Source organism: Staphylococcus sp. 2S1 (assembly GCF_046721335.1).
GTDB classification, from domain to species: Bacteria; Bacillota; Bacilli; order Staphylococcales; family Staphylococcaceae; genus Staphylococcus; species Staphylococcus equorum_A.
The window spans coordinates 231,132-246,274 of record NZ_JBEUUJ010000003.1; the positions used below are offsets into that span (position 1 = coordinate 231,132).

8 protein-coding genes and 4 pseudogenes are annotated in these 15,143 nt (G+C 30.5%); 4 read left to right on the top strand and 8 right to left on the bottom strand.

The genetic code is table 11. From position 1 onward, the window contains the following. Positions 1-7: 7 nt before the first annotated feature. Positions 8-890, bottom strand: a pseudogene (locus tag ABLV90_RS01460) (N-acetylneuraminate lyase). 263 nt (positions 891-1,153) lie between these two features. Between ABLV90_RS01460 and ABLV90_RS01465 the strand changes: the two are divergent. Beyond that, complete coding sequence (locus tag ABLV90_RS01465) at positions 1,154-2,026, top strand: ROK family protein (RefSeq protein WP_460871991.1); 873 nt, start codon at positions 1,154-1,156, stop codon at positions 2,024-2,026. A gap of 106 nt (positions 2,027-2,132) precedes the next feature. Here the strand turns inward: ABLV90_RS01465 and ABLV90_RS01470 are convergent. Continuing rightward, a pseudogene (locus ABLV90_RS01470) lies at positions 2,133-2,931 on the bottom strand (MurR/RpiR family transcriptional regulator). 166 nt (positions 2,932-3,097) lie between these two features. Between ABLV90_RS01470 and ABLV90_RS01475 the strand changes: the two are divergent. Then, positions 3,098-3,766, top strand: coding sequence for an N-acetylmannosamine-6-phosphate 2-epimerase (locus ABLV90_RS01475; RefSeq protein ID WP_460871992.1), 669 nt, complete (start codon positions 3,098-3,100; stop codon positions 3,764-3,766). A 124-nt stretch (positions 3,767-3,890) separates the two neighbouring features. On the opposite strand, the gene srtA is transcribed toward ABLV90_RS01475, so the two are convergent. Further along, complete coding sequence (gene srtA, locus ABLV90_RS01480; protein WP_427706380.1) at positions 3,891-4,490, bottom strand: class A sortase SrtA; 600 nt, start codon at positions 4,488-4,490, stop codon at positions 3,891-3,893. 234 nt (positions 4,491-4,724) lie between these two features. On the opposite strand from srtA, the pseudogene ABLV90_RS01485 reads away from it, so the two are divergent. After that, positions 4,725-5,227, top strand: a pseudogene (locus ABLV90_RS01485) (N-acetyltransferase family protein). Between the two features lie 233 nt (positions 5,228-5,460). Here the strand turns inward: ABLV90_RS01485 and ABLV90_RS01490 are convergent. After that, positions 5,461-6,135, bottom strand: a complete 675-nt coding sequence (locus ABLV90_RS01490; protein ID WP_460871993.1) for a haloacid dehalogenase type II — start codon at positions 6,133-6,135, stop codon at positions 5,461-5,463. 1,491 nt (positions 6,136-7,626) lie between these two features. Between ABLV90_RS01490 and ABLV90_RS01495 the strand changes: the two genes are divergently transcribed. Then, positions 7,627-9,549: a helix-turn-helix domain-containing protein gene (locus ABLV90_RS01495; protein ID WP_427708062.1), complete on the top strand. Its 1,923-nt coding sequence runs from the start codon at positions 7,627-7,629 to the stop codon at positions 9,547-9,549. Positions 9,550-9,658: 109 nt separating this feature from the next. On the opposite strand, the gene ABLV90_RS01500 is transcribed toward ABLV90_RS01495, so the two are convergent. The 4 genes and pseudogenes from ABLV90_RS01500 to ABLV90_RS01515 all read right to left on the bottom strand — a co-directional run bounded on the left by ABLV90_RS01500 (position 9,659) and on the right by ABLV90_RS01515 (position 15,097). Further along, entirely contained in the window at positions 9,659-11,383 is a 1,725-nt protein-coding gene (locus tag ABLV90_RS01500) for a glycosyltransferase (protein ID WP_460871994.1), read from the bottom strand. A 150-nt stretch (positions 11,384-11,533) separates the two neighbouring features. Continuing rightward, a pseudogene (tarL, locus tag ABLV90_RS01505) lies at positions 11,534-13,223 on the bottom strand (teichoic acid ribitol-phosphate polymerase TarL). A 136-nt stretch (positions 13,224-13,359) separates the two neighbouring features. After that, positions 13,360-14,388: an alcohol dehydrogenase catalytic domain-containing protein gene (locus ABLV90_RS01510; RefSeq protein ID WP_427706370.1), complete on the bottom strand. Its 1,029-nt coding sequence runs from the start codon at positions 14,386-14,388 to the stop codon at positions 13,360-13,362. Beyond that, positions 14,381-15,097: a D-ribitol-5-phosphate cytidylyltransferase gene (locus ABLV90_RS01515; protein WP_460871995.1), complete on the bottom strand. Its 717-nt coding sequence runs from the start codon at positions 15,095-15,097 to the stop codon at positions 14,381-14,383. The genes ABLV90_RS01510 and ABLV90_RS01515 overlap by 8 nt, the downstream gene beginning before the upstream one ends. Positions 15,098-15,143 lie beyond the last annotated feature (46 nt).

Consider the following 15,143-nt stretch of genomic DNA (forward strand, 5'->3'; position numbering starts at 1 on the left):
TGATGTTTTATAAATTATAGTTTTTGATTAATGTTTCCAATTTACTTCTATTACTTTCATCAAATGGTTTGAATGGACGCTTAGGTTGACCACCATCAATACCACGTGTTGCTAAAATTTCTTTTAATGTTGAATAAATGCCCATGGATAATACATTTTCAATAATGTCATTTGTATCATGTTGAATTTGATAAGCTTCCTCAATTTCACCATTTTGAGCTTTTTCAAAAATTTGTCTTGCGCGTTTGCCGTTTACATTATAAGTTGAGCCAATTGCACCATCTACCCCAGATATTGCGGCTTGAACTAACATTTCATCAAAGCCAGAAAGTATTAGTTTATTTGGATACGCTTTACGTATACGCTCAAGCAAGAAGAAGTTTGGTGCCGTGTATTTCACACCGATTACTTTTTCGTGATTGAAGAGTTCTCCGAATTGCTCAATTGATATATTTACACCCGTTAAATCAGGAATAGCATATATAATGAGATTATTTTGAGTTGCTTCAATTAATTCAAAATAATAATCTTTAATTTCTTCGAATGAGAAAGGATAGTAAAATGGCGTAACTGCTGAAATAGCATCATAGCCCAACTCTGTAGCATATTTTCCCAATTCAATCGCTTCATTTAAATCTAAAGAACCGACTTGTGCAATCATCTTCACATCATCATTTACTGCTTCTTTTGCAAGTTTAAAGATTTGTTTTTTCTGTTCTTTATTTATTAAAAAGTTTTCACCTGAACTACCATTAACATATAAACCATCTAAACCTTCTGTTTCAATTGCGTTTTTAACAATCTGTTGTAATCCTTCTTCTTTCACTTGGCCTTGCTCATCAAATGGTACCAACAACAGCCGCATATAAACCTTTTAAATTCTCTTCCATGTGATAACCCTCCATCTATTTTTCTTAAGTTATTATTATAAAAAATGTATATCATCACTCACTGATTTATATATCATCTTTCATAGATTTCTATTTACACTTAAAATTGTAAACGCTACCATAAATAGTAGCAATAGCTTTTTGAAAAGTTTCATCATTTGTTATGATATTTTATGAAAATAATTTTCAAATGTGATTATAACTACACATTTAAATACAAAGATGATACATATAATAAGAAGACGTTACAGGAGGCATCGCATATGGAAAATTATAAAGTCGCAATTGATATCGGAGGAACAGCTATTAAAGCTGCTGTTTTAGACGAAGATTTAAATTTTATCGATTATCACAAAGTTTCTACACCTGACAATATTAATCATCTTATCGTCGATACGGTATATGCATTAGTAGAGCACTTTCAACACACACACAATCTCAACCCTTTACAGGTAGGCATATCTAGCGCTGGCGTCATCGATGAAGAAAACGGCATCGTTGTCTACACTGGACCAACGATACCTAATTATAATGGAACAAATTTTCACAATTTACTCGCACCACTGAGTGCACAAGTACAAGTCTTTAATGACGTGAATGCCGCCTTACTCGGTGAACTTTGCCTTCACCAATATGAAGTGGATAATATATTTTGTCTTACACTAGGTACTGGCGTCGGCGGTGCTTTTTATAACAATACGTTGCAGTTATACAATGGAGAACGTAACAGGGCAAACGAAATCGGTTATTTATTATATAACCCGGAAGACAATAAGACATTCGAGCAACGTGCCTCAACTTCAGCACTTAAAGCTTTAATGCTATCTCGTGCTTTTCCTTATGAAGATGATGTCCCTAAACTATTTGAATTAGCTGAACAAGAAGACACGCTGGCCCTATCTATTCTTAACCAATGGAGCCAAGCTGTTGCTGAAGGGATTGCACAAATTCAAATCATCTATGATCCTGGTTTAATTCTTATCGGTGGCGGTATATCCTCTCAAGACCAACAATTACTAAAATATATCACACCAAAAATAGAACGTTTTTTACCACCACAATATGGTCACGCGACTATACAAACTACACGTACACAAAATCACGCTTCATTATTTGGTGCAATTTCTAAATTTTAAAAATGACCTGTGAAATCATGCGTTTCTTCTAACTTAAACGACGACATGTCGTTCAGTAAATATGAGGAAAGTCGCGCACCCAATTTCGCAGGTTATCTTTTTATTATCATTCATTTAAAATTACTTTTTTAGTTTGTTGATAGACATTATTCATATATTCGTCATCCGGCAATAAATAACTGACGATATCTATTAAGAAAAGTGTCGCAATTTGTGTATTAATAAATTGTGTATCATTAATTCTAGATTGATCCGTTGTAATTAATACTAAATCTGCGCATTGTGTTAACGTGCTGCCTTCATAATTTGTTATGACGACTACATAAGCACCGCGTTCATGGGCAATTTCAGCTGCGGCAATTAACTCTGTAGTCTCACCGCTATTTGAAATCGCTACAAAAGTATCAGAAGCTGTTAATAAGGACGCAAAAATTTTCATTTGATGTGCATCTGTAGAGACACTCCCTTTCAATCCCATGCGCATCATACGATAGTAAAATTCAGTTGCAGATAAGCCTGAACTACCGAGACCAAGCATAAATAATCTGACGACTACGATTAATTTGGTTTACAAAACGTTGAATTTTCTCATCAGAAATAAACTCTCCAGTTTGTTGAATAATATCTTGATGGTACTTATGAATGCGTTGAATAAGCGGGCTATTCTCAATAACTCTGTCTGTCATTTCCTGTTGTAAATTAAATTTCAAATCTTGAAAGTTGTCATAATTCAACTTATTGCTAAAGCGTGTAATGGTCGTCGGCGATGTTTTGATTGCATAGGCTAATGAATTAATTGTGGAAAATGTATCATCAAAATCATTATTTTGAATGTAATCAACAATTTGTTTATCAGTTTTTGTAAATAAATGATGATAACGTTGAACACGATTTTCAAATTTCATAAAATTCACCCTTTCAAAATAAATAATAATTAAAGTATATATGAAAATGTTTTTCATAACAACGAAAACTATTGATTATTATTTTCTTGATGTTATATTAAAATTACTAAGTCGATACAAATTAATTTTAATATTAAATCTACTAAAAGTTATGGAGTGCAAAATTATGTTACCACAAGGATTAATTGTTTCATGCCAAGCTCTATCTGATGAGCCTTTACACTCATCATTTATCATGTCAAAAATGGCTCTAGCCGCATACGAAGGTGGCGCAGTTGGCATTAGAGCAAATTCTAAAGAAGATATCATTGCTATCAAAAAAGAAGTTCACCTCCCAATTATTGGTATCGTTAAACGTGATTACGATAATTCAGACGTTTTTATTACCGCAACAAGTCAAGAAATTGACGAATTAATTGAAAGCAAATGTGAAGTCATTGCCTTAGATGCTACAAAACAACAACGTCCTAAAGAATCACTACAAGAACTTGTTTCATATATTCGTCAAGCGACACCAAATGTCGAAATCATGGCTGATATTTCAACGCTTGAAGAAGCTCAATACGCGGACGAATTAGGTTTCGATTATGTAGGCACTACATTACGTGGCTATACATCTTATACTAAAGGACATATTTTATATGAAAATAATTTCCAATTTCTTAAAGATGTTTTAGCAAATGTTGATGCTAAAGTCATTGCTGAAGGTAATGTTATTACACCTGAGATGTTCAAAGCAGTTACTAATCTTGGTGTGCATTGCACTGTCGTTGGTGGCGCAATTACTCGTCCAAAAGAAATTACAAAACGTTTTATCGACGTTATCGATAAATAATAAAAAGACCGTTATCAAGCGATTATTGCAAGCTCATGCTTGTCGTTAAACTACACTCTTGTTTAATCACAGTAGTTTAATACCATCGTCTCGATACGGTCTTTTTTTCACGTTCTAATTTCATTTAAGTTGCTTCTGCAACAAATATTTTACGGTCTTCCCATTCACCAGTTTGGTCATTATAGTTATCACAAGTGATTAAAGTTAGTTGCTGTTTATCTGATTGTTGTTCTTCTAGAACTTCAACATCTTCAGGTTTTACATCAAATATTTTAGTGATTTTATATGTCTTTTCCTCATTACCAGTTTTAAAATAGACACTGCTTCCTTCTTTTGCTTTTGGCAAATTAGAAAATTGATAGGTCGATGAACCTGTGAATGTATGGCCAGCAATTGCAATGTTTTGATCTTCTAATGATTCATCTGCTTCAGCAAAACTCACACCTCTTTTAAGTTGTGTTGGTGTCGCTGGTCCAGGATAAACTGGTGTTTTTATATCTGCATCTGGTACAGATATATAGCCTGCCATTTTTGATTTATCTTTTGGTATTTCAACATGCTTTCGTTGGTTCTTATTGTGTTGTTGATCGAAAGTTTCAACCTTTTCATTATTCTCTTTTTCAGTAAAATAATTATCAATATGTGGCTTGGCAAAGATATAAATAGCTGCCAATATAAGCAATACTCCAACAAGTGAAATGAGTCGGCTCCCCCATTTTTTCATGCTTTATAACTCCTTTATTAGCTTTAATTATTATAGAATTCTACATAAGTATAGCACAACGCATAATAGGCTATACATTCATTTCCTAAGGTAATATCTATTATATAATCTAAGATGTTAACTTTCATAACAATAAATTGCGTATTTATCATATTAGGTGTTAAATATAAATAAATGATTTTCTAACTACACTTATGAATTTTTTACAAAACCTCACTGAAAGGATGATATTTTATGATACGCCACGCAGTTCAATCTGACTTACCTAATATATTAGATATCTATAATGACGCTATACTCAATACTACAGCAGTTTATACATATAAGCCCCAAACCCTAGAATCGCGAGAAGCTTGGTTCAAAAAAAGACCGACAATAATGAACCTGTAATCGTATATGAAGAACAAGGAGAAGCAATCGGTTTTGCTACTTATGGTTCATTTCGAGATTGGCCCGCCTATCAATACTCAATTGAACATTCTATTTATGTTAATAAACACCATAGAGGTAAAGGAATTGCTTCTCAATTACTCTCAGAAATCATTCAACAGGCCCACAGCAATGGCTATAAAACATTAGTTGTTGGTATTGATGCTACAAATGATTATAGTATTTATTTACATAAGAAATTTAACTTTACGCATTCCGGCACCATACATAATGTAGGTTATAAATTTGATACGTGGCTTGATTTAGCCTTTTACCAATTAGATTTAAGTGCGCTTCCGTTGAAATAATACTATACATTTCAAATATTTGTCTTCGGCAACTTCATAAATAAAATTTAAATCTAACATATTATTTTTGTTTGAAGAGTCACATTGATTTGGGCCGACTCCTGACTAGTTAATAAAAAGACTACAGGCTCAGGCTGTGATCGCAAAAGTCTATACAAAAAATGCCGACAAAATCGTAAACTTTGTCGACACTCTGAACAGCCCTAAAATTTAGGGCTGTTTTATTATTATATTTATTTATTCATTTCTAACCATTTTGCCATTTCATTTAAATTATTCACTGTAATAGTTGGCGACTGACCGTTATTATCATATTGTTCACCTTTACGGTTTACCCATACGGTATCAAAACCAAAATTAGCTGCACCTGTTACATCCCAGGAGTTTGAAGATACAAACAAAATATCTTCTCTAGTCATTTTATAATATTCTAATATTAGCGCATAACTTGCAGGGCTTGGCTTATATTGTTTAATCTCATCTACACTAATTACAGTGTTTATATAGTCACTGATTTTGGAATTGTCGACTAATGGCATTAACATACTATCATTACCATTGGATAGTACACCTATATCAAAACCTTTGGCATTCAAACTAGAAAGTACACGTGGTATTTCATTAAAATAATTTAAATCTAAAAAGGCATCAAATAATTGATTTACATCATCTCTATTATACTGTATTTTATGTTCATCCAGTACATATCGTAAAGCATCTTTAGTTAAATCATCAAACGGAATATAGCGCCGCATAATTTGTCTTAAAAACATATGGTTTAATTGTGTCTTTCGCCATAGTTTTGAAATTGATGCGACTAGTTCATCATCAAATTGAGTCATATCATTTTCTAAAGATGACATATCAAAGATTGTTCCATATACATCAAAGATAATAGCTTTATACATATTGAACCTCCCCTTCTTGATAAAATCCAACTACTTACTCTTTAGCACAATATTGGTATGTTAAACAGTTTTGACCTAAAATTTAAAGTTATTTTATTAAATTCTCACTTTTTCTTATATGGCATTTATATTGTTCACTATAACTCGCTTTATTATACCTTTTGTAAAGTTTTAGTAAATTTATACATATTACTATTATTTATTGTTTAATCGGCTATAGAGAAATAAGAGAGGAGCTTGGTGACTATGAAAAAAATATTTGTGTCTGACATATTAAACCTTTTTGTCATAGCTTTACTATATATGATCTTTATCACGTTAATACTGTTTTCCCTTGATCTGTTTGAAATCAAGACAAGTGGCTCTATATTTTTAGAAAAACTTAGCTCTATCACTATTTTTCAAATTTTCAGAAATACTTTATTTAATGGCTTATTCACTTTGTTTTTATTTATTACTTGTTCAATTTTACTTTTTAAATCTATAGACTTATATGCTAAGCAAAAATGATTCCACTAAAAATTTATTTCTCTCTCTTTATTTAGTGCTAACTTATTTTAATTTCAAAAAAGTTAAAGCATTTTAATCATTCCACTTTAAATTGTACAAATTTTTATTATTTATGCAATTTATATTGTAAGACTACATTGTTAGTTATATAATATTTGTAGAGAATGTGTTTGCGTTTTATATAAAGGCCCATAAACGTGCCGTTTATCATCATAGTTATATTCCATTCCCAGAATTAAACTTTATGCACCCGTTTTAATAAAGCGTATAAACATGATTCTCAGCAAATGAGCATATACTACAATATAGGCCCTTTGCAAAGAGATCTAAAATCACTTTCAGGCTGTGGTTTTAGATCTTCTTGTATTGTTCACGCTTCCCCTTATTATCCTTTTAAATAAATCATAAAGTTAGTACGTCACCTTTCGTTCTAATTGCAAGAAGCGCATTACTTTTTCATTATTTAATACTTTCTCTCACTTTAATTTACAACACAAACACTTATATCCTCACTTTTATGTTTATTGCATATATTTAGCCTATATTTTAAAAATATATACAAACCCATTTATTTTCAACGCATCTAGATTTTTTCTTTTTAAATAAAGTACCTTATTTGTTAATTTAGAACACAATAATTTTAATGAATTCCCATGTTTCTTTAAGAAGTCATTTATCTAAATGACTAATTATTACTTTAAGATATCCTTTTGTTAATCTTATTTGATATTCGAACATTTTTTCATGTCACAGTTGTACAATAGCGTTATTACTATAAAGCAATCGGTTTATATTTAGGCAAAGGTGATATTTGTGATAAGTTCTTTATCTATTAGAAGTCATTACACAACTGAATTAACACGCTGTATAAATAAAGTAATTATACTACTTCCACTAGGAAAGCCATGTAAAATTAATTTGAATGGCTCAATTATAACGATAGAAAATGGCGTTATAATTAACAATGCTGATTTATATCAAATGATTGATGTTCAAGATCTTCTTGAACTAAATATCCCATTACCTTTATTTATTGAAAAGGATACGTGTTTATCCCATGCATTTTTTGACTTTAATAAAATACGTTATGTCGAGCAATTCAAAAACTTAATTTTACAAAAGCTCCAAAATAATTTTCAAGACAAAAATGCAATGAATTATTATATTTCTAATATAATTGAGTTTTTACTAAAAGAAGCAAAAGTGACATTACAAAATAATTATTTACCACCCCTATACACAAAGCACCCGCTAGTTTATCGCCTAACGCAATATATCCATAAAAACATCTATGATGCTTTAACTACTAAACAAGTATCCAAAACTTTTTTCATTTCGCAATCCTATATCTCTATTTTATTCTCAAAAATATTAACTATGAATTTTAAACACTATATAAGTTCATTAAAAATCGCTTTATCCATATTTGATTTAATACAGGATAATAAAGCGATTCATGATGTAGCAACAAAATATAAGTTTATGAATGTAAGTACTTATTCAAAACATTTCAAACATTATATTGGCGTACCTCCTAAAAGGTATATTTATCAATTTAGAAAAGGTTATTTCAACAATCCTTATCAAATAGCAATTAATGAGCCTAATTTGTCTAAATATTTTTCGGATATTTATAACTTTTCTCGTAATCAAATAGAATTGCCCTATACTTTAAATCTATCTAGCCTATCTTTTGACCAACACTTCGAAGATACTTTTATGGTTATTCGGTTAGATAATTTACAAGACTTATTAAAATTTAATTACCATGCTATACAAAATAATATTTATTCCAACTTCTCTAAAGTAAATTTTTTAATTAAAAATACAGACTTCGTGTACTTAAATGATTTAGATACGCAACAGTTATTGGATACAATTAAATATTTAATTACTCAAGGGTATGATTTAACATTTAAAATTACTACTTTAAATTTAGTAGAAACATTTGATTATCATGTACTTAAAGTATTGAAAGAAACCCTAAATACTAAAAATTTCTTAGAACAAATAACGCTATTGTTTGAACTTGAAACCAGTTCTATTAAAGATATGCCATTGCTCATCAAAAGATTAAATCACCAGTTTCCTTTGTTAAAAACAGGAATTGTTATAGACCCTTTTATTGAATATGGTCATAACCTCACTCACATTATTAAGAAAATTAATGCATTACAAGTAGATTATTTTTATGTTAATTATGACTTGATTACATTTGGAAATTTAATTTCAAAAAAAATAACTTATTCTAAATCAGAAAATACTTTAAAACAAAATATAGCGCTATTTCTTCATCAAATTGGAAGAAAACAATCAAAAAAATTAATCTTCAGTAAAATAACGCATAACGCATTGAAAGTTTATTTCAATAATGAGACTGATGCTACTCATATATTATTGATTGAACTATTGATTGAACTGAGTCAACAGATCGGTGGCTTTGGCTATGCATATTACACAGATGATAAAACACACTTTATGCTTATCAATCACCACCAAAGCGCAATGCCTATCGTTCATGTTTATAGTTTATTGAAGCCTTTTATCAACAATCAAGTTGTATTACTTTCTTATGGCATCATAGCTAAAACAAAAAACCATTATCATTTTTTACTGTTTAATAATCAAAGTAATAAGACTCATAGATCCTTAGAAGTCAATATTAGCCATAACTTCTCTAACGATTTCCCTGTTTTTACGCGGTTACTCAACCGTAATCATGGTATAGTTTCACACTTGGTACCTCACAAGCTCAACCAAAAATATATTAATCCTGCAATACTAAAACAGATAAATAATACCAACTATCCATTAGCAAAATTAAATATGCATGCTCATAAAGAACCTATGGTATTAACAGTTTCTAATTCTTCAATTTTATATTTCATGATCCCCATAAAATAATTATATTGTTAAATAAAAAATGACTGTTAGATTTCCGTAGAATTCTAACAGTCATCTATTCAATTTTGAGTTTATGCTTAGATATCTTTAAAGATATACTAATATATAATTAATACTTTAAAATTAAGTGCGGCGTTTCAATTCTAAAATTCTTTTTAAGTTCGTTTACTTTCACTTTCTCTTGAACAGTTAAATGATACGTCATCTTATCGTTTGTTGCTAAACTGTTTAAATAACCATACGTGAAGCGTTTAGACAACATAAGTGTTGTCATACCTTCTGATAATAAGTAATTGAATTTTAAGCTACGTAATTGTATTGTTTTACTGTCTTTAGAAGTAACTTCTAACATGTCATAAAGTTTATTGTTAGTTACATAGAATGACAGGTTATCAAAATCTTTTGTGAAGTATGGTGTAAAGCGATAATATTTATTATTATTTTCTGCAATTGTACTTGTCTCTACCTCATAAGGGTATTTTGCACGTTTACTACCAATACGTTTTTCCACAATCATGTTATCTACTCTCATCTCTAAAAAGGCATCCCAAACTTTTTCTTTCACCAAGTATGGGATTATATCATTCATCGACGCACTAAATTTAAAGTGAGATTGATCATTAATTGCTAATGGTACATAAATCAGCTCTTTTTTATTTCGAGATACAAGTTTTAATTGAATCATTGTCGCAACATGATTAGGATTAATAATTGATTTTAAGAATTCTAGTTCTATTTCAAATCCTTTATCATTAAATTTAAACTGTGACATTCTTAAATCAGGTTTAATCAATTGTTTGAATGTGAAAAACGGCTCATTTTCACCAAATTGTATTTCTAGCTCTCCTTGATGTGCATTATAGTTATAAAAGCGACCATTTTTATAACTTTCTTCAACCTTTTGGTAATGTTTCATATCTTTTAGACGTGCGTAATACAACAATGGTTTCAACGCATCGTTTACTAATTCATCTACTTCAGAAGGTACGTTTTGAATAAAGTCACCTAATGCATCCATCCATACTTCTTTTTTATCATCTGCTATTTTTAGAGAAAAATTATTAGTTCTTGAGAAAGAGAAATGACGATCTATAAAATAACCTAGCACCTTATGTTTATTATCTAAAGGACTGTCTAATATTGCTTCTGTTATCAATGACATGACCTTGTAAAAATCTTCTGGTGAAACGTAGGCTGAACTCATATGTTCGCCTTCACGTTTTGTAGCATAGTAATAAGGTTTATCAGCTAATACGGCTATTTTATCTGCATTAAGATAAGCTTTCATTGTAAATAGTTGATCTTCAGCGCTACGCAAATCTTCTGGAAAATCAATATTATTATTGCGTAATAATGAGGTTCTATAAAACTTAGTAGGACCTAGTGTATATATGATCCTCGAATTTTCTAGTGTCACAGAGTCGCTCGTTTCTTTAAACATAGACCTTGGAACACCACGACCATTTACACCTTCCATTCTTACTAATACCACATCTGCATTATTGTTATCTACAAATTTAGACACATCTTTTAACGTATCGTTATTAATATAATCATCAGAGTCTACAAAAAATACATATTCTCCTTGAGCAATTTGTAGTGCTGTATTTCTTGGTTTACCTGGACCACCTGAATTTGCATCAAGTTTTTTCACAATCAAATTCATTTTGTCTTTATATGGTTCTACAATTTTTAGAGTGTCATCTGTTGAACAATCGTCAACAAGTATCACTTCAAAATCTTTTTTATCATACTTTTGATTTTTTAAACTGTTTAATAACTCTTCAATATATTTTTCTGAGTTATAGCTTGGTACTATAATTGAAAATTTCACTTTATTTCACCTCATAAAAAGTGAGTTAAGATACAATGCAATATACTTAGTTTAATAGCAATTAAAATATACGCTATATCTTACCATCAGTCTATTTATCATTGTACTTAACTCACTATATTCACCTTATTATTTTAGTTGTTCTATAAGTTAACTTCCAAATACATTTCTTACTAAACGTTCACTTGATCGCCCATCTTGATATTTAAAGTGTTTGTCTAAGAAAGGTGATACTTTTTCTACTTCGTAATCGTTATTATCTAATGCTGTAATTAAATCATCAAATGATTCAATAATTTTACCTGGAACAAAAGTTTCATATGGTTCATAAAAATCACGTGAAGTAATATAGTCTTCAAGGTCGAATGCATAAAAGAGCATTGGACGTTTAAATACTGCAAATTCATATACTAGAGAAGAATAATCACTAATCAATATATCTGTAACAAATAGAATGTCGTTAACTTCTCTAAAATCTGATACATCTACAAAATATTGTTCATATTCTCTAGGTATATTCAATCTGTTTTTTACAAATGGATGCATTTTGAACAGTACAACAGCATTATTTTCACGACAATAGCGAGCAAATCTCGCAAAGTCTATTTTAAAGAATGGGTAATGTGCTGTGTGGTGGCCGCTGCCTCTAAATGTTGGTGCAAATAGAATAACTTTTTTACCTTTAATGATAGGTAAATCTTGCTCCATTTCAGCTACAATTTCTCTTTCATAATTTTCATCGAAAAGAATGTCTGTTCTAGGCACGCCTGTTGGTATAATATTCTGTTCTTTAATGCCAAATGCTTCCCCATAAAAAGGGATGTCTGTTTCAGAGGATACAAAGGCTTTTGTATAGTTTCTGTGGTTAACAGAATTAAAGAACGGACCGCCTTTTTTACCAGTACGGCTATATCCAACTGTTTTAAATGCCCCAACTGCATGCCAAACCTGTATAATTTCTTGGCTTTTTCTAAACTTCACTGTATATAGTAGTGGGTGAAAATCATCTACGAAAATATAATCTGCTTTACCTAATAAAAACGGAAACTTAAATTTATCAATGAAATTTCTTCTAGCTGAAATATTAGATTTAAACAAGGCATGAATTTTATACTTTTCATCTAAATTTTGACGCGAGCATTTCGTTATATACATACTCAAAGTTACCTGACATATATTCTCTTGAATCAGAAGTGAATAATACTGTATTCCCTTTTTTCAAGTGGAAAAATTTAGTAACTTTAAATATAGATTGAAATACAAAATTACGCACATTAAAAGAGTATCTATTGTATTTTAAACGCAAATCCATCATTTTTTTCTTAATTGGATTTACTTTCGGTTCAGGCGCTTTAAAATCAATATTTAATACAAATTCATTTACTTCGCTCGAAATCATGGGCTGAACAGCATATTCTGTTTTCTTAGAATTGCCACCTTTTTTAAATACAAACTCATAATGGGTCAAAAGATAATTATTTTTTCCATTTTGTGTTTCTTCTGCTTCATATTCTTCTAGTTGGATATCATCTAATTCATAACTATTAGGATTCAGTAACACTTCATTGATATGGGCAATATAATCAAAATCATCCTTGTAGACAATGAGATATTCACCAGATGGAAGATAGTTTCCATCATCTAAAATCGCCACGTTAAAACGTGCTCTAAATTTATTCCCTTCAATTTTCACATCATTTGTCGCTAATTCTTTAGTTTCAGTCAAATTTCGCAAAACAAAATTTTTCTTGTTAAGCTCAATATCATTAACGTGACCTTCAATAAATAATTGAATTCGCTCCCAATAGATGTCATCAATTATTATTTTAGATTTGCTCAATTTTAAAAACCCTCTCTTGTTCAATTAATTAGTTTTAAAACCCTTGAACCGATATTAATAACTAATTTAGAATAGTTGAAAATAAATATAAATTGAATTTTCAGTTATCTTGTTTATATTTATATATTCACGTTCTTTACATTGTCCATTTAAGCACAGTCTTGCCCCATGATGTGGATAAATCTGTTTCAAATGCTTTTACAGCATCATTAATGGTTTTAATATCAAATTCATTACCTTTTAGAAGTGCTAATTTTTCAACGACATCAGGATTGTCTTTATAAAATTGAGCAACATCTCTGAAATCTTGTGCACCACTTCTACTACTTCCAAACATCGTTATACCTTTTTCTAGTACAAGACGTGTATTTACTTCTATTGGATATTCACTTACGCCTAACAAACTAATTGTCCCTTCTGGAGAAATCAAATCAATAATCTGATTCACCGCAGACTGGCTTCCTTTACCGCCCACACATTCGAAACCATGGTCAAATGAGACATCTTCTGGAACTTCATGAATATGATATATATGTTCTACAAATGAAAAATGACTTAATTTGTAATCCGTTTTACCAAAAACATAAATTTTAGCGTCTGGATATAGTTTATGGAGTAAAATAGCTGTTATATAACCTAAATTCCCATCTCCCCATACGCCAAAACTATTTTTATATGAAATTGATTTACGTTCAAAACGTTGAATTGCATGCCAGGCTACACTGACTAATTCTGAATAAGCAATTGTACTTAAATCTTCGATACTATCATCTATTTCAACGACTCTATCGTGATCCATAAATACATAATCTTGCATAAACCCATCAAATCCACTCGATCTAAATTTACTGCTTGGTAAATAATTTTCAGCTATAACATCATCTTTTTCCACAGGTGTATTAGGCACCATAATGACTCTCGTACCAATCTCAAACACACCTTTATTGTCATAAACAACTTCACCAACACCTTCATGAATCAAGGACATTGGCAACTTATTTTTCAGCACTTTTTCATTTCTGCTACCTGTGTAATATCTTTGATCTGCGGCGCAAATTGACAAATACAATGGTCTTATAATAACTTTATCGCTTTTAATGTCTTCATTATTATATGTTACTTCAAATTGTCTCGGAGCAACGAGTTGATATACTTGATTAATCACTCGACATCCCACCTTTTATGATTGAGTTAGCAACTTTAAGATCATAAGGTGTCGTTATTTTTATATTGTATAATTCTCCCATAACTAGTCTTACAGATTTGTTTGCTACAACTAGTATCTTACAGGCATCTGTCATAATTTTCTTATCGTCGCTTGAGAGCTCATTATAACTATTTCTTAACAAATTAATATTAAATGATTGAGGCGTTTGACCTTGATACATTTCACTTCTAACTGGTATAGACTTTATAGACTCACCATCTTCTGATGTGATGATTGTGTCAGTCGCAGTTATTACAGTATCTACTGCACCATATTTTAAAACACTTGCTATGTTCTCTTTAATAATGCGATGTGTTAAAAATGGTCTAACTGCATCATGTGTAACGATAACATCTTCATCAGTAATACCGTTTTCGGCTTCTGTTGCTTCTATAATACTCATAATCGTTTCATTACGGTCCTCGCCGCCTTGCACTACTTTAATTCTGTCATCATTAATATTATGTTTACGTAAAGTATCTTTTGTATGAGAAATCCATTTTTGAGGTGTAGCAATATAGATTTTATCGAATTCACTTGTTAATAAGAATTTCTCTACTGTATGAATAAGAATAGGTTTCCCATCTAAATCTAAAAATTGTTTTGGTAATGGAACATTTCCCATTCTTGATCCAATACCTCCGGCCAAAATACCAGCATATATCATATATTTCCCTCCTATGTAGTTGTTGCTTTTTCAGTTTTTATTTTAC